At 64.6% G+C, this 23423-nt stretch carries 16 protein-coding genes; 6 read left to right on the forward strand and 10 right to left on the reverse strand.

The window, feature by feature from the left end; genetic code table 11:
* Positions 1-27: 27 nt before the first annotated feature.
* The 5 genes from LB520_RS22935 to LB520_RS22955 all read left to right on the forward strand — a co-directional run bounded on the left by LB520_RS22935 (position 28) and on the right by LB520_RS22955 (position 5285).
* The gene (locus LB520_RS22935) at positions 28-1152 is read left to right on the forward strand and encodes a sugar ABC transporter substrate-binding protein (RefSeq protein WP_224639477.1); all 1125 of its coding nucleotides are present in this window, start codon (positions 28-30) and stop codon (positions 1150-1152) included.
* 68 nt (positions 1153-1220) lie between these two features.
* On the forward strand, positions 1221-2765 hold the full coding sequence (locus LB520_RS22940; RefSeq protein WP_224639478.1) for a sugar ABC transporter ATP-binding protein: 1545 nt from the start codon (positions 1221-1223) through the stop codon (positions 2763-2765).
* Positions 2762-3742, forward strand: a complete 981-nt coding sequence (locus LB520_RS22945) for an ABC transporter permease (protein ID WP_224639479.1) — start codon at positions 2762-2764, stop codon at positions 3740-3742. The genes LB520_RS22940 and LB520_RS22945 overlap by 4 nt, the downstream gene beginning before the upstream one ends.
* Before the next feature lie 23 nt (positions 3743-3765).
* Positions 3766-4737, forward strand: coding sequence for an ABC transporter permease (locus tag LB520_RS22950; RefSeq protein WP_263483101.1), 972 nt, complete (start codon positions 3766-3768; stop codon positions 4735-4737).
* Positions 4738-4781: 44 nt separating this feature from the next.
* On the forward strand, positions 4782-5285 hold the full coding sequence (locus LB520_RS22955) for a gluconokinase (RefSeq protein WP_224639480.1): 504 nt from the start codon (positions 4782-4784) through the stop codon (positions 5283-5285).
* A 12-nt stretch (positions 5286-5297) separates the two neighbouring features.
* Here the strand turns inward: LB520_RS22955 and LB520_RS22960 are convergent, their stop codons facing one another.
* From LB520_RS22960 to LB520_RS23005, 10 genes are all read right to left on the reverse strand, one after another.
* Positions 5298-6443 (reverse strand): hypothetical protein, encoded by a 1146-nt coding sequence (locus LB520_RS22960; protein ID WP_224639481.1) that lies wholly within the window; start codon positions 6441-6443, stop codon positions 5298-5300.
* A gap of 89 nt (positions 6444-6532) precedes the next feature.
* Entirely contained in the window at positions 6533-6982 is a 450-nt protein-coding gene (locus tag LB520_RS22965; RefSeq protein ID WP_040984137.1) for an RrF2 family transcriptional regulator, read from the reverse strand.
* 247 nt (positions 6983-7229) lie between these two features.
* Complete coding sequence (locus tag LB520_RS22970) at positions 7230-8216, reverse strand: sulfate ABC transporter substrate-binding protein (RefSeq protein WP_224639482.1); 987 nt, start codon at positions 8214-8216, stop codon at positions 7230-7232.
* Positions 8217-8417: 201 nt separating this feature from the next.
* The gene (locus LB520_RS22975; protein WP_140839568.1) at positions 8418-9458 is read right to left on the reverse strand and encodes a sulfate/molybdate ABC transporter ATP-binding protein; all 1041 of its coding nucleotides are present in this window, start codon (positions 9456-9458) and stop codon (positions 8418-8420) included.
* A gap of 72 nt (positions 9459-9530) precedes the next feature.
* Positions 9531-10415 (reverse strand): sulfate ABC transporter permease subunit CysW, encoded by an 885-nt coding sequence (gene cysW / locus LB520_RS22980; RefSeq protein WP_095768925.1) that lies wholly within the window; start codon positions 10413-10415, stop codon positions 9531-9533.
* Positions 10408-11259 (reverse strand): sulfate ABC transporter permease subunit CysT, encoded by an 852-nt coding sequence (gene cysT, locus LB520_RS22985; protein WP_224531843.1) that lies wholly within the window; start codon positions 11257-11259, stop codon positions 10408-10410. Before cysT ends, cysW begins: the two co-directional genes overlap by 8 nt.
* A 91-nt stretch (positions 11260-11350) precedes the next feature.
* Positions 11351-12379 (reverse strand): sulfate ABC transporter substrate-binding protein, encoded by a 1029-nt coding sequence (locus LB520_RS22990; RefSeq protein WP_224639483.1) that lies wholly within the window; start codon positions 12377-12379, stop codon positions 11351-11353.
* A 201-nt stretch (positions 12380-12580) separates the two neighbouring features.
* On the reverse strand, positions 12581-13519 hold the full coding sequence (locus LB520_RS22995) for a M15 family metallopeptidase (RefSeq protein WP_318012127.1): 939 nt from the start codon (positions 13517-13519) through the stop codon (positions 12581-12583).
* Position 13520: 1 nt separating this feature from the next.
* On the reverse strand, positions 13521-15611 hold the full coding sequence (gene pbpC / locus LB520_RS23000) for a penicillin-binding protein 1C (RefSeq protein ID WP_224639484.1): 2091 nt from the start codon (positions 15609-15611) through the stop codon (positions 13521-13523).
* A 124-nt stretch (positions 15612-15735) separates the two neighbouring features.
* Entirely contained in the window at positions 15736-21216 is a 5481-nt protein-coding gene (locus LB520_RS23005) for an alpha-2-macroglobulin family protein (protein ID WP_224639485.1), read from the reverse strand.
* A gap of 277 nt (positions 21217-21493) precedes the next feature.
* On the opposite strand from LB520_RS23005, the gene LB520_RS23010 reads away from it, so the two are divergent.
* The gene (locus tag LB520_RS23010; RefSeq protein ID WP_224639486.1) at positions 21494-23422 is read left to right on the forward strand and encodes an autotransporter assembly complex protein TamA; all 1929 of its coding nucleotides are present in this window, start codon (positions 21494-21496) and stop codon (positions 23420-23422) included.
* Position 23423: the final 1 nt, after the last annotated feature.

Below are 23423 nucleotides of genomic sequence, written 5' to 3' on the forward strand. Positions count from 1 at the left end.
GCGGAACTGCAACTGGGAGGAATATCGATGATCAAGTCACTCGTTGGCGGCGTCATTGCCGCCACCGCATTTGTCATGCTGAGTTCGTCGGCGATCGCCGGACCCGAGGTCGTCAAGGGGCCCGCGGCCGAGCCGGACTGCTTCGCGCCGTGGTCGGCCGACACGCAGTTTTTCAAGTATCCGAAGAAGGACGGTCCCTACCGCATCGCGCTTGCCAACGGCTACATCGCCAACACCTGGCGCATCCAGATGATCCAGACGGCCAAGGCTTATGCGGCGCAGCCGGATGTCGCCAAGAAGCTCAAGGAATTCAAGGTCGTGTCGACCGGCGAGGATGTGCCGGCGCAGATCTCGGCGATCAACAACTTCATCGATTCCGGCTTTGACGCCATCGTCGTCAACGCGCAGAACCCGACCGCGTTCGGGCCGGTCATCAAGCGCGCCAAGGAAGCCGGTGTCGTGCTGGTCGCCTTCGACAACATCCTCGACACCAAGGACGCGATCAACGTCAATGTCGATCAGAAGGGCCTCGGCGAGCTCTGGGGCAAGTGGCTGGTCGCGCATGTGCCGAACGGCGGCAAGGTGCTCGAGGTACGCGGCGTCGCCGGCACTTCGGTCGACACCGACCGCCACAACGGCATCCATGAGGTGCTCGACGGTTCCGGCAAGAAGTGGGCCGTCACCGAGGTGGTCGGCAAGTGGGATGACGGCGTGGCGCAAAAGGCCACGGCCGACGCGATCGCCACCAGCGGCCCGTTCGACGCCATCACCGGGCAGGGCGGCGACACCGGCATCGTGCAGGCGATGATCGACGCCAAGCATCCGTTCGTGCCGTTCGGCGGCGAGACGGAAAACGGCTTCCGCAAATTCTGCGCCGCGCATGCGGCCGACGGGCTGAAATGCTCGTCCGCCGGTACCGGCCCGGCCCAGGTGGCGGTTGCCATCAAGACGGCGATTGCCGCGCTCGAAGGCAATGTCGTGCCGCAATCGGTCAAGCTGCCTTTGGCCATCGTCGAGGATCCGAACTTCAAGGCGGGTCAGGATTTCTTCCCCGACCAGTCCGACAATTTCTTCGTCGGCAATTCCTTCCCGACCTGCGGCATCAATTTCACCGCGCAGGAAATCATGGGCCAAACCAAGGAAAACAAATAGTCTGACCGGACAGTGCCGCGGCGAGCCCGCGGCACTGTCTCCCCAATCAAAACCGGCCGGGAGGGCTGATGGACGGCACGGCTCCGCTCTTCCGCATGGAAGGCATATCCAAGCGCTATGGCGGCGTTCGGGCCCTGGAAAAGGCCGAGCTGACGGTCACCGCCGGCAGCATCCACGCCATCCTCGGCGAGAACGGCGCCGGCAAATCGACGCTGATCAAGGTCATGGCGGGCGTCGTGGCGCCGGATGAAGGTCGCATGACACTGGACGGAAGCGAGGTCACCTTCGCTTCGCCTGCCGCCGCCAACCAGGCCGGCATCGTCTGCATCTTCCAGGAGCTGTCGCTGATTCCGGAACTCAGCGTCGCCGACAACATCGTCATTTCCAATCCACCCAAGCGTTTCGGCATGATCGACCGCAAGGCGCAGCGGAAGATCGCTGAGGAAGCGCTGGCACGCGCCGGCGCTTCCGACATTCATCCCCGCGCGCTGGTCAAGGACCTGCCGCTGTCGCGCCGGCAGATGGTGGAGATCGCCAAGGCGCTGGCTCGGAAGCCGCGCATCCTGATCCTCGACGAGGCGACCTCGGCGCTGACGGCGGCGGACGTCGCCAAGGTCTTTGAGGTGTTGAAACGGCTGCGCTCGGAAGGACTGGCGCTGCTCTACATCTCGCACCGCATGAACGAGATCGCGGAACTCGCCGACCATTGCACGGTGTTCCGCAACGGCCGCAACGTCGCCAGCTACCCGGCCGGCTCGAAGAGCGACAATGAGGTGGTCGAGCTGATGATCGGCCGCGAATACAGTCATATCTTCCCGCCGAAACCCGCTTCCGCCCCGGCCGCTGCGACGGTGCTCGAAGCGCGCAATCTCTCCTGGGCCGACCGGCTGGACAATATTTCGCTTAGCGTCAGGGCAGGGGAGGTTGTGGGCCTGGGCGGTCTGGATGGGCAGGGTCAGCGCGAATTGCTGCTTGCCTTCTTCGGCGTGCTGCGCGGCCTGCGCGGCGAGGTGCTGATCGACGGCAAGCCGGTTTCGATCGCCAGCCCGACCGCGGCCAGCCACGGCCGCATCGGCATGGCGCTGATCCCCGAGGATCGCAAGACCGAAGGACTGATGCTGCCGATGACGGTGCGCGAGAATCTCTCTTTCGCAGCCCTAGACCGGCTGACCAAGGCCGGCATCATCGACCGCGCCACCGAACAGCGCCTGATCGACGACATGGTCGGGCTGCTGGCGATCAAGACGGCGGGCCTGGACATTCCGGTCGGCGCGCTTTCCGGCGGCAACCAGCAGAAGGTGGTGATCGCCAAATGGCTGATGCGGCAGCCGCGCATCATCCTGCTCAACGATCCGACGCGCGGCATCGATGTCGGCACCAAGCAGGAGCTCTACCAGCTTATGCGCAAGCTCGCGGATGCGGGTGCTGCGATCCTGTTCTATTCGACCGACTATGACGAGCTGATCGGCTGCTGCGACCGCGTGCTCGTGCTCTATGACGGCGCGGTCAAACGCGAGCTGGTCGGCGCGGGGCTCACCGAGCACGCGCTTATCGCCAGCGCGCTCAACATTCACGGCGATGATGTCCGCATCGGGCAGGGAGAGCACGCGTGAAGGATTGGCGCTACCGGCTGGCCGAACAACGCGGAACGCTTTTGGCCTTCGGCATCTTCGTCGTCATGTTCGCAATTTACAGCGCGAACCATCCGGCCGGCTTCACCGCCAATGTCGTGCAGACGGCCGCCAACAAGGGCGTGCTGCTCGCCTTCGTCGCGATGGCGCAGACATTGGTGGTGATCACCGCCGGCATCGATCTGTCGGTCGGCATGATCTTCACGCTGACCAACTGCATGGCTTCATGGCTGGTGGTCGGCACCGGCCTGGAAACGGCGTTCGGCGTGCTGGCGGTGCTGGGCACCGGGCTCATCTGCGGGGCGATCAACGGTGCCATCGTCATCTACGGGCGGCTGCAGCCGATCGTGGCCACCATCGCCACGGGCGCCGTCTATTTCGGCCTGGCCTTGCTTTTGCGACCCGTTCCGGGCGGATCGGTCAACGAGGCTCTTGCCGATTTCCTGACCGGACGTTTCTTCGGCGTCGTGCCGGCGAGCCTCGTGGCGCTGCTCGTGATCGTGCTTGTCGTCTGGGTGCCGTTCAGTCGCTCCGAACTTGGGCGCGCCGCTTATGCCGCGGGCTCGTCGGAGACGGCGGCCTACATGTCCGGGGTGCCGATCCGCAGAGGCAAGTTGCTGGCTTATACGCTTGCCGGCCTGCTTGCGGCCATCGGCGGACTGTTCCTGACCTTCTTCACCTATACGGGCGAGGCGGCCTATGCCAGCGGCAATGCCTACACGCTGTTTTCGATCGCGGCCGTCGTGCTCGGCGGCGTGTCGCTGTTCGGCGGCAAGGGCAGCGCCATCGGCGCGATCTTCGGCGCGCTTGCCTTTCGCACCATCGGCGACCTCCTGTTCGTCTTCGATTTCGATCCGCTCTGGCAGCCGTTGTTCCAGGGCGTTATCCTGTTGATCGCGGTCAGCCTTGGCGCCTTCGCGCTGTTTCGGGTACGCAACCGGCTGGAGTGGTTCCTGTGAGCGAAACGACGCATGGCGGCATCATGGGCGGCATTGCCGGCCGCATGCCCAAATTCATCCGGCGCGCCGACCCGGCGGTGCTGACGGCCTTTGCCTGCATCGTGGTCCTGCTCCTGCTCGGCAGCCTCTATTCGCGCAACTTCCTGTCGCCGGAATATCTCCTGCAGCAGTTGAAGGTCGCGTCTTTCCTCGGCGTCATCGCCACCGGCATGATGCTGGTCATCCTGCTTGGCCAGATCGATCTTTCCGTGCCATGGGCCGTGGCCGCCGGCGCCATGATGGCCTGCGCGGCCGCGGCCTACGGGTCGGTCGGCGTTGCTCTCGCCATTCCCTTCGGCGTCCTGTGCGGCGTGGCGATAGGCATCGTCAACGGCATCGGTGTCGCCTATCTGCGCATCCCCTCGATGATCATTACTTTAGCCACCAATGCCGTGGCGCAAGGGCTGATGGTGGTCTACACAGGCGGTTTCTCGCCACAGGATTCGGCGACCGCCGCGATGCGCTACCTGGCAACCGGTTTCACCATCCCGGGCGTTCCCAATGCCGTCATCATCTGGGTGCTGATCGGCGCCGCGATGGTCTTCGCGCTGACCCGCACAAGCTTCGGCCGCGCCGTTTACGGCATCGGCAACCGTGAGCGCGCCGCCTACCTGTCCGGCATCGACACGCGTCGCATCGTCATGATCGCCTTCGCCGTCTCCGGCGGGCTGTCGGCCTTTGGCGGCGTGCTTCTGGCGGGCTATGCATCCAAGGCGGCGCAGTCCATGGGCGATGCCTATCTCCTGCCGTCGATCGCGGCGGTTGTCCTGGGCGGCACATCGATCCTGGGCGGGCGCGGCTCCTATCTCGGCACGGTGGCCGGCGTGATCCTGATCACGCTCCTGCAATCCATCCTCTCGGTCATGCAGATGCCGGAAGCGGGGCGGCAGATCATCTATGGCGTCGTCATCGTCGCCATGCTCCTGCTTTACGGGCGCGCGCCGGCAAGCCGCTGACGGTAAATGAGGCGAGCGCAAGACCGCAGACACCGGAGCCTGGCATGAACGATCTTCGGACGGCGCCCGCCATCGTCGTCATGGGCGTTGCCGGCTGCGGCAAGACCGCCGTCGGCGAGGCGCTCGCCAAGGCGCTGGGCGCCGACTTCGTCGAAGGAGACCTGCTGCATCCGCCGGAGAACGTGGCGCGCATGGCGCGCGGCGAGCCGCTGACCGATGCGTTGCGCGCCGGCTGGCTCGACGCCATAGGCGAGCGTATCGCGACCTCGGTTGCCGATGGGCGGAAGGCGGTGGCGGCGTGCTCGGCGCTGAAGCGAAGCTATCGTGACCGGCTGAGCCGCTTCTGCCCCGGTATGGTCTTCCTCTATCTCAGGATCGATCGGGAGACCGCCTGGCGGCGCGTCGCCGATCGCAAGGGCCATTTCATGCCCGCCAGCCTGGTCGACAGCCAGTTCGCCACGCTGGAGGAGCCCACGGCGGACGAACAGGCGGTAGCGGTCGACGGAACGCGAAGTGTAGCGGGAATCCTGCAAGAGATCATCCGCTAGATCAGTTGGTAATCAGGCTTCGTCGTTGCCGATCGCGGCTTCGGCTGGCTGCTCGGTCAGCCGCACGGCGCTCGACCAGGCCATCATCTGTTCAGGACAGAGTTTGAGCGTCTCCAGCATCCGGTCGCGCTTCGACAGGATAAATCCCGCCTGAACGACGAGGTTCTTCCCTGTCATGTCCTTGGCAGGCGATGCTGGCGCCTCTGGCGTCGCTCTCAGTTCTTTGACGATCGCCCTATATTCGCGAAAGGGCGCCGTCTCGATGGTCGCCATATGAAACAGCGCAGCGCCGGCGCGCGCGGCGAAGTTTGCCGGGGCCGAGGCGAGGTGGGTCCAGCCGCGCTCGCCCATGGCGGCCTCGGTGAAGGCGGAGCCGGCATAGACGGTGTTGGTCATCAGCACCACGCCGTTTGCTTTCAGCACCTTCTGGATACGCGTGGTGACCTGATAGGCGTCGGTGCGCTCAAAGACGATCCGGCTTTTCAGGAAGCGGTTCTCGAGCCTGACCAGCGGCGGGTTGATCACGCGCAGGCCGAACTTGCTCGGCGAGAAGCCGTGGTAGCGCGCGCTCACCTGATGGGTATCGACGCCGGCCTCATGCAGAGCGCGCTTGCCCATGATCGTCTGCGCCGTGAACTGGTCGCACCACACGATGGCGCCGCGCCCATTGCGCAGGGCTTGTTGCAGAGCCTCGAGGCCTTCCAGCCGGATCGCCGGCGACCAGCGCCAGCCGGCGACGAGATGCGCCGCAAGCGTCAGCCGCCGGCGGTGAACGGCGGCGAGTTGCGCCTCGAACATGCTTTTCGTGTCGACGGTATTGCCGAGCACGGCCTTCACCGCGACGTCGTAACGGGCAAACTCCTTGCGGAAGTGGCGCTTGCGCCTGAGCCTGGACACCCAGCCGCAGATCGGACTCCACCAGGAGACCGGCAGCATCGCCGCGACGCCGAGATAGAAACAGGACAACAGGCTCTCGCGCGGATCCCGATTGGTGAAGCGACGCAATTTGCCGGGGCGCACAACCTTGCGGCTGAAGAAGCGAACGGACTCGCCGCGCTCCGGCACCGGCACGTCGGCCGTGATCTCGGTGTGATAGATGTCGTTCGACGATGGTTGCCGGCTGGCCTTGCGGGAATTGCCAAGCCAAGGCAGCCTCATGCGTCAGAGCCCCGTTTCATCCTCCAGCCGCTTTACTGCGTGGAAAGCAGACAAGCAACCGACGGGACTGCCGTCAGGGCCGGGTCGCTTCAAATCTGAGACGTGAGCTCCGCCGGGAAATCGTCGTTATCGGCGTCGCGCATGGCGGCGAGGCTGCGGTTGTCGAGCACCTCGGCGATCGCCTGGCGCACTTCCAGCATCATGTGGCGGACCTGGCAGGTTGCCTCGTCGCAATCCTCGCAGCGCTGGTATTGCGTGCGGCTGGCGCAAGGGATCGGCGCCAGCGGCCCGTCGAGCACGCGCACGACATGGCCGATCTTGATCTCGGAAGCGGGACGGGCAAGGCGATAACCGCCTTCCTTGCCCTTGCGGCTCTGGACGAAACCGGCATTGCGCAATTCGCCCAGGATCGCATCCAGGAATTTCTTCGGGATGTTGTTGGCGACGGCGATGTCGTTGACGAATGCAAGCTGGCCAGCCGGCAGGCCGGAAAGATGCACGAGGGCCTTGAGGCCGTATTTGCCTTTTTTGGTCAGCATGCCCGATTCAGTTCATCAACCCCAATGCGCCTGCATCTGGCGGTTGTTTGTGTGCAAATCATGACAGTTTGACCGCCTGACGCCGCCTGGCCCAATAATTCGCACCGCAGCTTAGGCACAAACGCGTTGATTCTTCGTAACGTTTTTCACATTTGGGTTGGGATTTCCCCGCGAACTCATGCAGCCCCGCTTACATGAAGAAAGCCGGCAAAGCCGGCTTTCTTGCTCTTCCTGATTGCGGAGCTTTTCAACGGCTGCCGTAGGCCTGATCGAGCAGCCCGCCGGCGGCGAAATGCTCTTTCTGCACCTTGTCCCAGCCGCCAAAGACGTCCTCCACGGTCAGCAGCCGGACATCCGGGAAGTCCGTCTTGTGCTTGGCGGCGACCGTCGCGTCGCGGACACGCAAGCCGTTCCCGGCGGCGATCTCCTGGCCCTCCGGCGTATAGAGGAAGTCGAGATAGGTCTTGGCGAGATCGCGGCTGCCATGCTCGTCCGCAACCTTGTCGACGACCGCCACCGGGAACTCGGCCAGCAGGCTGACCGAAGGCGTGACCTGCTCGAACTTGTCGTCGCCATACTCCTTGCGAATGCCGCGCGTCTCAGACTCGAAGGTGATCAGTACGTCGCCGATTTCGCGCTGGACGAAAGTGGTGGTGGCGGCGCGGCCGCCGGTGTCGAAGATCGGCACGTTGTTGAAGAGCTTGGTGATGAACTCCTTCACCTTGGCGTCGTCGCCCTTGAAGGCTTCCTTGGCGTAGGCGGTGGCGGCGAGATAGGTGTAGCGCGCATTGCCGGATGTCTTCGGGTTCGGGAAGATCACCTGCACGTCGTCGCGCACCAGATCGTTCCAGTCCTTGATATGCTTGGGATTGCCGGCGCGCACCAGGAAGGACGGCAGCGAATAGAAGGGCGAGGCGTTGTCCGGGAAATTCTTCTGCCAGTCGGCCGAGACGAGCCCCTTCTTGACCAGGAAGTCGACATCGGTGACCTGGTTGAAGGTGACGACATCGGCGCCGAGGCCTTCGGCGATCGCGCGCGCCTGCGCCGAGGTGCCGGCGTGCGATTGGTCGATCGCGACGCCGGGGTGCTTGGCGATGAAGGCCTTGTTGATGTCGGCGAACAACTCGCGGCCAACGTCATAGGATGCATTCAAAAGCTTGTCGGCCGACCAGGCTTGGGAGGACGCGAGGAGGAGACCGGCAACAGCCGCGATGCCGAGCAACAGGCGCTTCATGAAAACGGGCTCCTTGGAAATAAGATCGAAGCTAAGGCGCTACCCTAGTCGTGAAAGCCTGGTGCGAGGAGGCACGGGCTCCGGAAGGCGAGCGATGCTCTGGAAAATATATCGCCAAAACAATCCTTTTCTAGGATCTTCTTCCAAGCAAATTCGTAGATGGCGCCAGGCTCGGGCGCTGGCGTCGGGGTGAAAGTCAGCTCAGGAAGCCGGAAAAAGCTTCCAGCGTCGCGGCCTGAAAGCCACCCGGCTCTTCTGCGCCGCGGGATGGTCGACCGGCAGCTCGATCTCGACGCGCTGGCGCTCACCGCCGATCTCGAGCTCGACGCGCCTGGTGCCGGCGACGCGGCGGCTGGCGGCAACCGTGCCGGCGATGCAGCCGCTGCAGCCGTCGACCAGGTCGACGTCATGCGGACGGAAGTGGAGGACTGCCTCGCCGGACGGCGCGTGCGGCGCCGAGAGCCCGATCGGCCGGTCGGCGATCCACACCTCGCCGTTCTCAACCTTGACCGGCAGCGAGCTCGACTCGCCGATGAAGGAGTAGACGAAGGGCGAGTTCGGCGTGTCGTAGATATCGTCGGCGGTGCCGACCTGCTCGATGCGGCCCTGGCTCATGACCACGACGCGGTCGGCGAGCTCCAGCGCTTCTTCCTGGTCATGCGTGACGAAGACGGTCGTGTGGCCGGTGCGGTCGTGGATCTCGCGCAGCCAGCGGCGCAGCTCCCGGCGAACCTGCGCGTCGAGCGCGCCGAACGGTTCGTCGAGCAAAAGCACCTTGGGCTCGATCGCCATGGCGCGGGCGAGCGCGACGCGCTGGCGCTGGCCGCCTGAAAGTTGCGCCGGATAGCGTTTCTCCAAGCCCGACAGCTGGACGAGATCGAGCAATTCCAGCGCCCGGCGGCGGATTTCCTGCCCCGACGGCCTTGCGGCGCCGTGCCGGACCTTCAGGCCGAAGCCGATGTTGTCGGCAACCGTCATGTGGCGGAACAGCGCGTAATGCTGGAAGACGAAGCCGACATTGCGCTCCTGGATCGACTTCTGCGAGGCGTCCTCGTCGCCGAAGAAGATCGCGCCCTTGGTCGGCCGTTCCAGGCCGGCGATCAGCCGAAGCAGAGTCGTCTTGCCGGAGCCGGATGGCCCGAGCAGCGCGATGAGCTCGCCAGACCTGATGTCGAGCGATACGTCGTGGAGCGCTGGAAACCGCTCGAACTCCTTGCGCACGTTGACGACGCGAACTTCCATGCAAATCCCTCAGTCCGTTGATGCTGTCGTTGTTCCTAAAATTGCCAGGCACTCTTCGGCGACAGATAGTGTTCAGTGTCCGCGCGTCGCGGCGATCTCGGCGCCGTAGCGCATCTCGAGAAGCGTTTTCAAGACCAGCGTCACCAGCGCCAGACCGGCGAGCAGCGAAGCCACGGCAAAGGCGCCGACAGCGTTGTATTCGTTATAAAGGATCTCGACATGCAGCGGCATGGTGTTGGTGAGGCCGCGTATGTGGCCCGACACCACCGAGACTGCGCCGAACTCGCCCATGGCGCGCGCATTGCACAGAAGCACGCCGTAGAGCAGCCCCCATTTGACGTTGGGCAGCGTCACATACCAGAACGCCTGCCAGCCGCCGGCGCCCAGCGATAGCGCCGCCTCCTCGTCGCCATTGCCCTGTTCCTGCATCAGCGGGATGAGCTCGCGGGCGACGAAGGGGAAGGTGACGAAGATGGTGGCCAGCACGATGCCGGGCACGGCGAAGAGGATGACGATGCCATGCGCCTTCAACCAGGCGCCGAGCAGCCCTTGCGCGCCGAAGAGCAGCACATAGACCAGGCCGGAAATGACCGGCGAGACCGAGAAGGGCAGGTCGATCAACGTGGTCAGGAACGCCTTGCCCTTGAATTCGAACTTGGCGATGGCCCAGGCGGCAGAGATGCCGAAGACGACGTTGAGCGGCACCGAGATCGCCGCCACAAGCAATGTCAGACGGATGGCGGAGCGCGTATCGGGGCTGGAAAGGGCTTCCGTGTAGGCGCCGATGCCTTTGGCAAGCGCCTCATGAAAGACGACGATCAGCGGCAAAAGCAGGAAGACTGCAAGGAAGGCGAAGGCGATTGCCATCAGCACGGCCTTGACGGGCCGGCTTTCGGTCACCGCAGCCGACTGGCTCTCGTGATGCGGCTCGTAGGATTTGATCTCGGGATCAGCCATAGCGCTTGCGGCTCCATGTCTGGACGAGATTGACCACCAAAAGCATCACGAAGGACAGCGCCAGCATGATCGCGGCGATCGCAGTCGCCGCCTCGTAATTGTATTCCTCGAGCCTGATCACGATGAGAAGCGGCGCGATCTCGGACTTGAAGGGCAGGTTGCCGGCGATGAAGATGACCGAGCCGTATTCGCCGACGCCGCGCGCGAAGGCGAGCGAAAAGCCGGTGATGATCGCCGGCGCCAGGCCTGGGAAAAGCACGCGGGTGATGATCTGGAAACGGCTGGCGCCGAGCGTGGCGGCTGCTTCCTCGACCTCCTTGTCGATCTCTTCCATGATCGGCTGTACGGTGCGCACCACGAAGGGCAGGCCGATGAACACCAGCGCGACGACGATGCCGAGCGGCGTGTAGGCGACCTTGAGGCCGAGCGGCATCAGAAGCTGGCCGATCCAGCCGTTCGGCGCATAGAGCGTGGTGAGCGCGATGCCGGCGACGGCCGTTGGCAGGGCGAAGGGCAGGTCGACCATCGCGTCGGCGATGCGGCGTCCAGGGAAGCGGTAGCGGACCAGCACCCAGGCCACGATGGTGCCGAACACGACGTTGACAACAGCCGCCAGGAAGGCGGTGCCGAAGCTTATCTTCAGCGCGTTGAGGGTGCGTCGGTCGACGGCGATCGCCCAGAAATCGGCCCAGCCGAGCGCTGCCGAACGCCAGACCAGCCCCGAAAGCGGGATGAGGATGATGAGCGTGAGGTAGGCAAGTGAGAAGCCGAGCGTCAGTCCGAAACCCGGAATGACACTCGGCTGCTTGAATCGCCACCCCGCCTTGACGGGTGCTGTGGTCATGCTGTTCTGGATCGTCCCTTCTATTCAAACCAGAATGGCTTTGCGCAGTCGCATCCGGCCGGCATGCCCGAGGCTCACCGGCCGTCCGGCCTCACTGCGCCGGCTTGTAGATCTGGTCGAATATACCACCGTCGCCGAAATGGTAAGGCTGCGCTTTCTTCCAGCCGCCGAATTGCGGGTCGTCGATGGTGACCAGCTTGATTGCCGGCAGCTTGGCAAGGTCCTCGGCCGGCACCAGGTCGGGCTTGGCCGGGCGATAGTGGTTCTTGGCGATGATGGTCTGCGCTTCCTTGGAATAGAGCCAGCCCAGATAGGCCTCCGCGACCTTGCGCGTGCCCTTGGCGTCGACATTGGCGTCGACGACCGCGACCGGCGGTTCCGCCAGGATCGAGGTCGGCGGGTAGACGATGTCGAAATTGTCGGCGCCGAATTCGTCGAGCGCGAGAAAGGCTTCATTCTCCCAGGCGATCAGCACATCGCCCAGGCCCTTCTGCGCGAAGGTCACCGTCGAGCCACGCGCGCCGGTATCGAGGACCGGGACGTTCGCATAAAGCTTGCCGACGAACTCCTTGGTCTTGGCTTCGTCATTGCCGTCATTGGCGTTTGCATAGGCCCAGGCAGCAAGATAGTTCCAGCGCGCGCCGCCGGACGTCTTCGGGTTCGGCGTGATCACCTGGACGCCGTCCTTCACCAGATCGCTCCAGTCGTGGATGCCCTTGGGATTGCCCTTGCGCACCAGGAAGATGATGGTCGAGGTGTAGGGTGCGGAGTTGTTCTCGAACTTCGTGCGCCAATCCGGGTTGATCTTCTTCGTCTTTGAGACGATGGCGTTGATGTCGCCTTCGAGGGCCAGCGTGACGACGTCGGCGTCGAGGCCGTCGATCACCGCCCGGGCCTGCGCGCCGGAACCGCCATGCGACTGCTGGATGGTGACGGTTTCGCCGGTCTCAGCCTTCCAGTGCGCGGCGAACGCCTCGTCATAGGCTTTATAGAGCTCACGTGTCGGGTCATAGGACACATTCAAAATGGTCGTGTCGGCAAACGCGAAACCGAGCGTGCCGAACTGGACAGACGTGGCGACCAGCGCGCCGAGCAGTTTCCTGAAATGAGGTTTGGTCATTCCGGCCTCCGTTGAACTGCTGCGAACTCTACCGAGTTTATAGAATTTAGATGCATTGAATGTTGCCTTTTTCATCTCCTCGAAGCAATTTTTCGCCGAGCTTAGGCCGGTTGAGGAAATAACTTCCTCAGCCAGCGGCCGCAGGGCTTCATCCGCCGGCCCTAATTAGAAGCGGTCAGGGTGATGACAACCCCGGGCGCCTCAATTGGCGTTAACCGGGAAATCGAAGCGCTGTTTTGGGAAAGGCTCTTTTGCCAGCGTGAAGTGCCACCATTCGCGTGCATAGTTGCGAAAGCCGGCGGCGCGCATTGCGGTCAGCAGCGTCTTGCGGTTTGCGGTGGCTTCGGCGCCGATCAAGGCGCTGGCGGTTTCGCTCTTTGGGTCAAAGCAGTCGAAACCGGTGCCGAAGTCGAGCGTGTCGCCGTCCGGCGCACCGCAGGCCGGATGAACCGCGCTTTTATTGCCGGGCTCGGCGATGGCAAGGTCCACCGTCGAACCTCGAGAATGGCTGGAGAACTCGCCGATATAGCCTTTGGCGATGAGATCGCCACGCTCGGCGGTCGGATACCATTGCGGGTCAGGCCGGCCGCCTTCTCTTGTCCACCTGCCCATATCGGCAACCGCTCGCGCCGGGCGGTAGCAGTCGAACACGACCAGCGTCAGGCCTTTGGCAGTCATGGCTTTCTGAACGCTGGACAGCGCCTTCGCCGCCTGCGTGGTCAGGATGCAGACCGGCGCGTCATAGCCGTCGGCTTTGCGGTGCAGGAAATTTTCCGGGCCGGCGTAGCGGATATCCTGGCGAATGGTCGGGTCGATGTCGGCCAGCCTGACGAAGCCGGCGGGGAGGGGATCGGCGCGGGCTGAGAGAGGGCTCGCGATTGCTAGCGCAAGCGCTGCGAAGAATGCTCTCGACAAAAGTCGGTGCGAGGCCCCCCTCTCTGGCCTGCCGGCCATCTCCCCCTCAAGGGGGGAGATTGGCAGTTTCGGCGCTGGGCCCGCCTTTCCAACTTTGAAGATTAGCGCAGGCCACGAAGCGAATAATCTCCCCCCTTGAGGGGGAGATGGCCGGCAGGCCAGAGAGGGGGGCCTCGCGCCGGACATCACGCCGAGAATCGCAATCCCCTGAATCGCTTGCCGCATCCTATTCAACGAAAACCTTCACGCTTGCCGCTCGCCCCACAGCGTCGATCACCGTCAGCGTCGAATAGCCGGTGCCGTCGGGTTGCCAGGTCGCGGTGCGGCGGCGGTCGATGCCGGCGAGCGGCTTGCCGTTGGCGAGCCAGCGGAACGGCGCCCGGCCGCCTTGCAGCTTCAGCACCAGCGGCGTGGCCTCGGCCGAATTGGTGCCGAGGTCGACGCGGGCGCCGTTGGGCGGGAAGATGATGGTCGGCGCCGGCTCGGTGGCGGTGGCCTGCACCAGACCGTCGGCGCCGGCGCCGAAGCGGGCGAGCGTCACCGGCAATTCCTCGCGTTTGGGGTTGAAGACGCCCGGCGGCCGGCCGGGCAGCGGCACGCCGGCAAGACCGGAACGGACGAAGCCTTCGAACAGGATGGGCGCTGCCGAGACATAGCCCGACAGACCGGGGACAGGGCTGGCATCGGCGCGGCCGACCCACACACCCAGCACGTAGCGGCCGTCGAAGCCGACGGACCAGGCATCGCGATAGCCGTAAGAGGTGCCGGTCTTGTAGGCGATGCCGCGTTGCATGGCGCCTTCCGGCGGCTTCACCCCGGACAGGATGTCGTTGATCTGCCAGGCCGCCTGGTCGTCGAGAATGGTGGCGGTGATGCGCTCGGCATTGGCGGGCTCGGTGCCGTCATGCAGCGTATGCATCTTGCCGCCATTGGCGAGCCCTGTATAGAGCTGCACCAGGTCGCGCAAGGTCACGCCGACGCCGCCAAGTCCGATCGCCAGGCCCGGCGCTTCGTTGACCGGCAGGATCGGGTTGACGCCTGCCTGGCGGAAGCGCGCGGTGAGCCGCGCGGGGCCGACCGCGTCGAGCACGCGGATCGCCGGCACATTGAGCGACAATTGCAGCGCCTGGCGGATCGAGACGTCGCCCTGGTAGCCCATGTCGAAATTCTTCGGACGGTAGCCGCCGAAATCGGCGGGGCTGTCCTCGATGATCATCTCCTGTGCCACCAGCCCCTGCTCGAAGGCCAGCCCATAGATGAAGGGCTTCAGCGTCGAGCCGGGTGAGCGTACCACCTTGGTCATGTCGATCCAGCCGGAGCGGCTGGCATCGAAGAAATCGGCCGAGCCGACCTCGCCCAGAATGTCGCCGGTGCGCGCATCGGCCATGACCATGGCGACGGAAAGTTTCGGCCCGAGCTTCCTGGCGGCATCCCGTGCCACCTGTTCCAGCCCCTGCTGCACGCTTTTGCGGATGGTGAGCTGCAGCGGCTTGCCTGGCACGGCCCTGGGCAGCATGGCATAGGAAGCATGCGCGGCCAGCGCCGGCAATTTTCTGCGCAGGCCGGAGACGTCGTCCAGCGCGGCGCGCGCGGCTTCGCGTTCGCCGAGCAGACCGGCCGAGACCATGCGGGTGAGCACGCGGTCGCGTGCGGCGTGGGCGATGTCGAGGTTGCGGTCGGGCCGGCGCTTTTCCGGCAATTGCGGCAGGGCGACGAGCAGGGCCGCTTCCGACACGGTGAGCCGCTTCGGCTCCTTGCCGAAATAAGCAAGCGATGCGGCGCGTACGCCTTCGAGATTGCCGCCATAAGGCGCCAGCGTCAGATAGCGCTCGAGGATTTCCTGCTTGGTGAGCCGCCGTTCGATCTGGATGGCGCGCAGCATCTGCTTGATCTTGGAGTCGAGGCTGCGGCTGTCGCGCGGTTCGATCAGCCGGGCGAGCTGCATCGACAAGGTCGAGCCGCCGGAAACGATATGGCCGCTGGTGACGAGCTGGCCGGCGGCACGGCAAAGCGCCAGGACATCGACGCCGCGGTGATCCCAGAAGCGCTTGTCTTCGTAAGCCACTAGCATGTCAACGAATTGCCGGTCGACCTGGTCGAGGCGGGTTTCGAGCCGCCAGTAGCCGCCGGGCGTGGCGAAGGCGCGCAGCAGCTGACCGTCGCGATCCTGCACCTCCGTCGAGACCGTCAGCTTTGCCGGCAGCGGCGGCGGGAAAGCGCGGTCGAGCTCCCAGAGCGCGGCGACGGAAAGCGCTGCCAAGCCGGCGAGGCAAAGACCTGCGATCGCGGTGCGTCTGAGAAATTTCCTGGAAAGCATGGCGCTGACCCTCACCCGCCTGCCCGTCCTTCGCAGCAGCTACGCTGCAGCTTCGGAGGGTGAACCGGCCCCTTCTCCCGGTATGGAGACGGGGAGAAGGGAGATATCGGCGACCTTGTCATCGCTACTCGGCCTTCACCTCCATCACGCCGGTGGCGGTGCGGGCCGAGTATTGCGGCCGGTACATGTCCTCCACCGTCGCCGCCGGATGGGCGTAGGTGCCCGGCGTCACGGCGCGCACGACGTAGGCCAGCGTGATGTTGCGGTCGCCGTCGCCTTCGTTCGGATTGAAAGCGGCGACGAAGCGGTCGTTGCGGAACTCAAGATGTGCGGCGTCGGTTTGCGCCAGCCAGGAGAAGTTCGACAATTGCGCGCTGGAAACCAGGCTCGGATTGTCGATCTCGAAGCCGGCCGGCAACAGGTCGGTGATCAGGAGCCGCGACGGCCATTTGTTCTGCTCATAGACCTTGAGCACGACCACGTAGCGCTCGTTCTGCTTGGCCTCGGTGACATTGGCCTCGGTGCCGTCGAGCTTGTAGTAAGTGCGCGCGATGGTGAAACCGTCGCCGCCGGCCGGCAGCGGCTCGACCGGCGCGGCGACCGCGGTCACCACCGCCTGCAGCGGCGTCGCGCCGGTATTGGCGATGGTGAGCGGGCTGTCGACAAGGTTGCTGCCGGCGACCTGGTCGGAATAGCCGCCCGAGTGCGGCGCACCGTTGACGGAAAGCGTGATGGAATCATTGCCTTCCTTCAGCGCCCGCGCGGCCAGTAGCATCCAGGATTCGTCCTGCGTGCTCGTCCAGCGGGCGTCGGCGCGTGCCACTCCCACCAGCTTGATGAGCTGCGGCATGATGCTCGGCACCGGCTTCGATTCCGCCGCCAGCGCCAGCATCGCCGCGCCGTCACGCAACCGCGAGCCATAGTCCGAGCGGTAGTAGTCGTAGTCGGTTTCCGACTGCGCCAGCCTGAGCGCCGTCTGGAAGGTGGCTTCCGAACGCTGCGCGTCGCCGTAGAGCGCCAGGCTCGCCGCCAACTGGGCGACGGCCATCGGGCTGGAGAAGGCTTCGAGCTGCGTGTCGGCATAATAGCGCAGGTCGCCGATCGAGGCCTTCTTGTTGCGGGCGAGCACGTAGAGCGCATAGGCGATCTCGCTGCCCTTGTCCTGGACGTCCTGGTCGTAGCCGAGTGCGTTCTGCAAGTTGTTGAGCGCCTGGTTCATGGCCAGCGCCGGCACATCGTACTTCTGCTCACGCGCCCGGGTCAGGAACTCCGTGACATAGGCGTCGAGCCACAGATCGCCGGAGCCGGGGCCCCAGAGGCCGAAGCTGCCGCCTGCCGCCTGGTAGGACAGCACCTTGTAGATGGCATCCTGGATGCGCCCATGCAGGTCCGGATCGCTCTCCATGCCGATGCTCTTGGCCATGTCGTTGACGTAGAGCAGCGGCATGGCGCGGCTGGTGGTCTGCTCGGCGCAGCCATAGGGGTAGCGGTCGAGCGACATCAGAAGCGACGGCACGTCGAGCGCGGACGACTGCGAGACGCCGACGCTGACCGAAGCGCCGTCGAGCACGCTTGCGGCAAGCAGTTCCTTGTCGACGCGCAGCGAGCCGCCATTGGGCTTCAGGTCGACAACCATGCGGTTGGTGACCGGAAGCTGCGCCGGGCGCACCGGCAGATAGAGCGTCTGCTCGACTTCCGTGCCATCGGCATGCGCGAGCTTGACCGTGACCGAGGCGTCGCCCGCGGTCTTGGCGACCAGCGGGAAGCTGAGCGACTGCCGCTTGCCCTGGGCGAGCGTCAGCTTCTCGGGCAGTGGCGTGTCGCCGGTCGACAGGTCGCCGGTCGTGGTGACCGAGAGTGCATAGTCGCCGGCCGGGCCGTCGGTGTCGGCGATTTCGAGGCGCATGGTCGCCGCATCGCCCGGCGCCAGGAAGCGCGGCAGGCCGGCGGTGATCACCACCGGATCGCGAACGATGACGTCGGTCTGGGCATGGCCGACCGCATCCTTGGTCCAGGCGACGGCCATGATGCGCACGGTGCCGTTGAACTGCGGAATGTCGAAATCGACCCGGGCCTTGCCATTGGCATCGAGCTCGACCGGGCCGGAGAAGAAGGCGACCAGCTTTTCCGTCGGCGGGCTGCCTTGCGCCTGCATGTTCGCCCCATCACCGCCGGTGCGTATCTTGCCCATGGCGCCGAGCGAGCCGTCGATCAGGCGCCCGTAGAGGTCGCGGATCTCCAGCCCCAGCATGCGCTGGCCGAAGAACCAGTCCTCCGGATCGGGCGCCTTGTAGTTGGTGAGATTGAGGATGCCGACATCCACGGCAGCCACCATCACATAGGCATTGCTGACGGCCTGAGCGCCGCTGACGGCGACCGGGATCGACAGCTGCTGGCGCGGCACGGTCTTTTCCGGCGGCGTCAGGCTGACCGCCAGCTTCTTCGAGCCAGGATCGACTGACAGCCATTGGATGCCGATGGCGCGGGCAGGCATGCGCGATTCCTGCGCGTCGCCGGGCCGGAACAAGGTCGCCGTGACATAGGCGCCGGCGCCCCAGTCGTCGCCGACGGGGATGTCGACCGTGCTGCCGCCGGCCGGCACCGAAGCGGTGACGGTCTTCAGCAGCTTTTCGGCACCGATGGTGACCAGCAACTCGCCGGCAAAATGCGGCGAGACCTTCAGCTTGGCGACTTCGCCGGCGGCATAAGTGTCCTTGTCCAGCGCGATCTCCAGGCCGTCCGGCGTCTCGGTGGTGGTGGAGGCGACGTACCAGCCAGCGTCGAACTCATAGCTGGTCGCCGGACCGTCGGGATCGGCCGTCTCGACCTCGAGCCGGTAGCGGCCCCAGTCGACGGGCAGCGACACCGTCGCCTCGCCATCGGCCTTCAGGTCGACCGCGCCGTTGGCGACGGCCTTGGTGAGGCTGACCGCTTCGTAGTTCCACGAATTGTTGGAACGGTACCATTGATAGTTCCGCTCGACCTTGACCAGCGACCACTGCGCGCCCTTCAAGTCTTCGCGCTTGCCGTTCGGGTCGACGGCAATGATGCTGAACTTGGCGGTGCCGCCCTGCGGCACCTCATCGCCCTCGAAATCCGGGCGAATGCCGATGACGTCGCGCTGCGGGCGAACGCCTATGTCGAGCGAGCGCTCGACGGCGCGGCCGCCGGCCTCGCGCATGCGTACGATGACCTTGGCGTTGACCAGCTTGGTGGTCGACGGCAACTGGTCGATCGTCACCGGGAAAGTCGCCTTGCCGTCATCGCCGACCACCGGAAGGTTGGCGAGAGGCGTCACGGTCGGCTCGCCCGACTGCTCGTCGGCCAGGCCGAAGGTGAAATCCTTGAAGCTGTCCCAGGTGCTTGTGGTCGACAGCGTCAGCTCGCCTTCCAGCGCCAGGCCCGCGGCCGGCGCGCCATAGAGGAAGCGGCCGTCGACGGTGGCGTTGGCGGTCTCGCCCTGGGCGATCTCCTTTTTGTCGGCGGTCAGGTCGAATTCGATGCGATCCGGCACGAAATCCTCGACCAGGAACATCTGGCTGGCGACCGGCGACTGCTTGGGGTCGGTGTAGATAGACACCGTCCAGGTGCCACGCATGGCGTTGGCCTCGAGCGGCAGGTCGACGGCGTGGCCGCCGGCGGACTCGCCATTGCTGATGATGCGGCGGTTCTCGACTCCGTCTGGACGTGTGAAGATGAAGGTCAGCGGCAGGTTCTCGACCGCTTTTGCCGCGCCGTCGCGGGCGAGGGCCGCGACGTGAACGTCCTCGCCGGCGCGGTATATGCCGCGCTCCGTCCAGGCATAAACGTCGAGGGCGCCTGGCGAGGCGCGCCCCTCGACGCCGCGATCCGACAGGTCGAAGCCGGCCTTGCCCATGTCGAGGAAGACGAAGTCGTTGTCGCCCTGCTTGGCCATCAGCACGGCCGGCACCATGCCGTTCTCGCCGCGGGTGAGGCCCGGATTGAAGACGGCGTGACCCTCGGCGTCGGTCGTCGCCATGCCGAGAATCTCGTTGTTCCTGGCAAGCAGCGTCAATTCGGCGCCGGAGATCGGCTTGGCCGAGCCCAGCGAACGGGCAAAGACGTTGAGGCCGTCCTGGCCGGTATAGGTGGAAAGGCCGATATCGGAGACGACGAACCACTGCGTGGCGCGTGAGCCATAGTCGTCGCTCTTGTCGTCGACCGGCTGCGCGGTCAGCACATAGACGCCGGGCTTGCGCTGCGGGATTGCCTCATCCACCGGGAACGAAGTGGTAACCTCCTTATTGAGATCATTGGCGATATCGAGCGTGCCGGACCAGACGGGCGCGCCCATCTGGTCGGAAATGGTGGAGATGTCATAGCCATCGAGCTGATGCAGGAACTGATAGCCGGACAGAAGCTGCGCCAGCGAACGATCGCCGATGCGGTAGAGCGTCATCTTGGCGGCGTTCATGTTGACGGTGACGACCGGAATGCCGCGGCGCGCGCCGGCCGGCAGCACGAAGCTGTCGCCGGTGAAGCGGGCGGAGGGAGCGCGGTCCTGGACGTAGATCGACAGCACGACGGGCGCGGCGATCGTCTCGCCGATCGCCGACGGCAGGCCGGCGCGGAAGGTCACGTCATAATGCTGGCCGTGTTCCAGGCCTTCGACGCAGATCTGCTTGTCCTTGGCCTCGACGGCCTTGGGCGCGGCGTTGTCCACCGTCACGAATTGCGAATAATCGACCCCGGTCTTGACCAGTTGCTCGGAAAACTGGGCGCAGATGCGCGGCGAGGAGGAATCGGCATCGACAGTGTGCTCGACGACGCGAAAGCCCTTGCGCGCCTTGAGATCGGCATAGTCGGCCTGGACGGCCGGCGAGCTCACCAGCGCAAGGCTCGCCTCATAGGCCTGCAGCGAGGGCCGGTAGAGGTCGCGCTTGTCGAGGCCGGCGCCAAGCAGCGCCAGCGCCTCGGCACGAGTCTTTGCCGTGCGCACCAGCTTGTAGGCGTTGAAGGCCGCCGAGGTGACATTCATCGGCAAAGTCGAAGGTTCAGTGGTGTTCGACGCCGGCTGCACGGCAAGCGTCTCGCGCGCCAGCGCCAGCCACAGCGCGCCGTCATCGGGCAGCACCGAGACCGCGGCCTGGTATTTCTGCATGGCAAGACGATGGTCGCCGGTAAGCGATGCCTGCTCAGCGGCGGCCTGCAGGGCGGCAAGCCCTTCGGTCGGCTTGTCATAGGCCGGATCGGTCAGCTTGTTGCGGAACTGCTGGGCCTGGTCGGCCATCCAGTTGGGGAAAAAAGCCAGTGCCGGCGGAGCGCCGATATCGGGATCGCCGTCGACATTGGCGACCTTGCCGGCGATTGCGCCGGTGAAGGATTTCAACTGGTTATAGTCGGATTTGAGAAAACACCATTTGGCCTTGGTGTTGTAGGTGAAGGCGCGGCAGGCGGGATCGCCGAGACATGCGGTCTTGCACTGGTCGAGGCTGACATTCTGCTCCGACCTCAGGTCGAAGCCGAAATAGTCGGAATTATCGGTCGTCACGATTCTCCGGGCTTCGGCCGCAAAGGCCGCTCCGCCCAGGGCGAAAAAGATGAGAAGAAGCAAAGAGAGACCACGAGCCGCGCGCATTGCCATACCACCCTCCAGACATCGCCAGCGTCCGGGCATGATCAAGCTTCGTGCAGGCTTGTCAACGCCGGAGCGCCGCAGGTTTATCACCCGCGAACGGTTTCCATGCCGGCCAAAGGCCGGTATTTCGACAGAACCTCTGTGAGACGGATCACACATTCTTGCGAAAATGCAAAAGGTGTGAATTCCAAGCCCGGTCTATTTCAGACAATTGGATTGTGGCCCCTTTACGAACGTTGCGGAACTTCATTCCAATTTTAGTTTTGTCGACTAGGTTGTCTTAATGCCGGCGCATGAAACGCAGATGTCAAAGGGGATCGCGCCAGGGCGCGGGCTCCCGCGCGCCCTGTTTTTCGCGCTCGTCTGCTCGGCCGTGCTGACCGCAGAGGTACGGCAGGCGGCGGCTTTCGAGATTTTCGGCATCAAGCTTTGGGGCTCGTCCAAGGACGAGGATGCCGACATCGTCGATCCGCTGCGCTACTCGGTGACGATCAATGCGCCTGATGCCGACAAGGATCTGATCAAGAGGCTCGAAAACGCCTCGGCGCTGAAAAATGACGAGGATCATCCGGTGTCGGGGTCGCTCGGCCTGATGGCCAAGGCACGCGGCGACCGCGAACAGCTCGTCGCCGCCCTCTACGCCGATGCTCGCTACGAAGGCGTGGTCACCATCACGATCGAGGGCAAGTCGATCGACGAATTGCCGCCGGATGCCGAGTTCAAAGGGCCACAGCCCATTCCGGTGGTCATAACGGTTTCCCCCGGGGCGAAATTCACGCTTGGCAACATCCGGCTGAAGGGCGATGCGGCGGGGTTGGCGGCAGCCGATTTCGGCCTGATCGCCGGCGGCGATGCCGGTTCAGGCGCGGTGCTCAAGGCTGAACTGCTGATCGTGCGGGCGCTGAAGGAAGAGGGCAGGCCGCTTGCCAAGGTCACGAACCGCGAGATCGTCGCCGAGCACACCAGCTCGACGCTGGACGTGACGTTGACGGTGGCCGCCGGCCCGGTCGCCGGCTATGGCGACACGACGGTCGAGGGCACGGAAAAGGTCGATCGCGACTTCACCGAATACATGACCGGGCTGAAACGGGGCCGGCAATATTCGCCGCAGGAGATCGACGATGCGCGCGACCGGCTGCTCGGGCTCGAGGTCTTCAACAGCGTGACGATCAAGGAAGGCGACAGGCTCGACGCCAACGGCAACATTCCGATCGGCGTCCAGGTGAGCGAGCGGAAACCGCGCTATTTCGGCGTCGGCGGCAGCTTCTCGAACACGGAAGGCCTGGGGCTCGAAGGCTACTGGGGCCACCGCAACCTGTTCGGCCAGGCGGAGAAGCTACGCATCGACGGATCGATCAGCGGCATCGGCAGCAACAGCCTTTCCGCTCTCAACTACAATGCCGGGGTCATGTTCGAGAAGCCGGGCGTGCTCGGGCCGACGTCGAAGTTCTTCACCGGCATCAAGACGGTGTTCGAACACCCCGATGCCTATGACCATTTCTCGGTCAAGGGCGATGTTGGCGTTTCCTACGACCTCGACAAGAAACAGCGGGTGTCGGCCGAATTCGACCTCGATTATTCGAGGATCACCGACGCCTTCGGCAAGCATACCTATCTGATCGCCAGCGTGCCGCTGCAATATGTCTATGACAGCCGCGACAACAAGCTGAACCCGACCAGGGGATTCCGCTTCTTAGCCTATGCCGAGCCGAGCTACGACATATTGAATGGCGCGACGTTCCTGAAGCTGAAGGGCGAGGGCTACACCTACCAGTCGCTCGACACGGCAAGCCGGTTCGTGCTCGCCGAACGCGCGACGCTCGGCTCGATCGTCGGCACCGGGCTGCAGAACGTGCCGGCCGACCGTCGCTTCTATTCCGGCGGCGGCGGCTCGGTGCGCGGCTATGCCTATCAGGGCATCGGCCCGAAGGATATCAACGGCCAGCCGATCGGCGGCCTCTCCTTCTTCGAGACCTCGGTCGAGATGCGCATCGGCATCACCGACACGATCGGCATCGTGCCCTTCGTCGATGCCGGCACGGTCTCGACCAAATCCTTCCCCGATTTCTCGAATGTGAAGGTCGGCGCCGGCGTGGGCCTGCGCTATATTACTCCCTTCGGGCCGTTGCGCATCGACGCTGCCGTGCCGCTCAACCGCGATCCGGGCGATCCGCATTTCGGCATTTATGCCGGCATCGGCCAGGCGTTCTGAC

It is taken from the genome of Mesorhizobium sp. CA12, from assembly GCF_020165255.1.
In the GTDB taxonomy this organism is placed as follows: Bacteria; Pseudomonadota; Alphaproteobacteria; order Rhizobiales; family Rhizobiaceae; genus Mesorhizobium.

What these genes read in the sequence shown, in the direction of transcription:
- LB520_RS22990 (WP_224639483.1), bottom strand. Translation starts at nt 12,379, where the DNA reads ATGACCAAACCTCATTTCAGGAAACTGCTCGGCGCGCTGGTCGCCACG.
- LB520_RS22950 (WP_263483101.1), top strand. Translation starts at nt 3,766, where the DNA reads ATGGGCGGCATTGCCGGCCGCATGCCCAAATTCATCCGGCGCGCCGAC.
- cysT (WP_224531843.1), bottom strand. Translation starts at nt 11,259, where the DNA reads ATGACCACAGCACCCGTCAAGGCGGGGTGGCGATTCAAGCAGCCGAGT.
- LB520_RS22940 (WP_224639478.1), top strand. Translation starts at nt 1,221, where the DNA reads ATGGACGGCACGGCTCCGCTCTTCCGCATGGAAGGCATATCCAAGCGC.
- LB520_RS22970 (WP_224639482.1), bottom strand. Translation starts at nt 8,216, where the DNA reads ATGAAGCGCCTGTTGCTCGGCATCGCGGCTGTTGCCGGTCTCCTCCTC.
- LB520_RS22965 (WP_040984137.1), bottom strand. Translation starts at nt 6,982, where the DNA reads ATGCTGACCAAAAAAGGCAAATACGGCCTCAAGGCCCTCGTGCATCTT.
- LB520_RS22960 (WP_224639481.1), bottom strand. Translation starts at nt 6,443, where the DNA reads ATGAGGCTGCCTTGGCTTGGCAATTCCCGCAAGGCCAGCCGGCAACCA.
- LB520_RS23005 (WP_224639485.1), bottom strand. Translation starts at nt 21,216, where the DNA reads ATGGCAATGCGCGCGGCTCGTGGTCTCTCTTTGCTTCTTCTCATCTTT.
- cysW (WP_095768925.1), bottom strand. Translation starts at nt 10,415, where the DNA reads ATGGCTGATCCCGAGATCAAATCCTACGAGCCGCATCACGAGAGCCAG.
- LB520_RS22955 (WP_224639480.1), top strand. Translation starts at nt 4,782, where the DNA reads ATGAACGATCTTCGGACGGCGCCCGCCATCGTCGTCATGGGCGTTGCC.
- pbpC (WP_224639484.1), bottom strand. Translation starts at nt 15,611, where the DNA reads ATGCTTTCCAGGAAATTTCTCAGACGCACCGCGATCGCAGGTCTTTGC.
- LB520_RS22995 (WP_318012127.1), bottom strand. Translation starts at nt 13,519, where the DNA reads ATGCGGCAAGCGATTCAGGGGATTGCGATTCTCGGCGTGATGTCCGGC.
- LB520_RS22935 (WP_224639477.1), top strand. Translation starts at nt 28, where the DNA reads ATGATCAAGTCACTCGTTGGCGGCGTCATTGCCGCCACCGCATTTGTC.
- LB520_RS22975 (WP_140839568.1), bottom strand. Translation starts at nt 9,458, where the DNA reads ATGGAAGTTCGCGTCGTCAACGTGCGCAAGGAGTTCGAGCGGTTTCCA.
- LB520_RS23010 (WP_224639486.1), top strand. Translation starts at nt 21,494, where the DNA reads ATGCCGGCGCATGAAACGCAGATGTCAAAGGGGATCGCGCCAGGGCGC.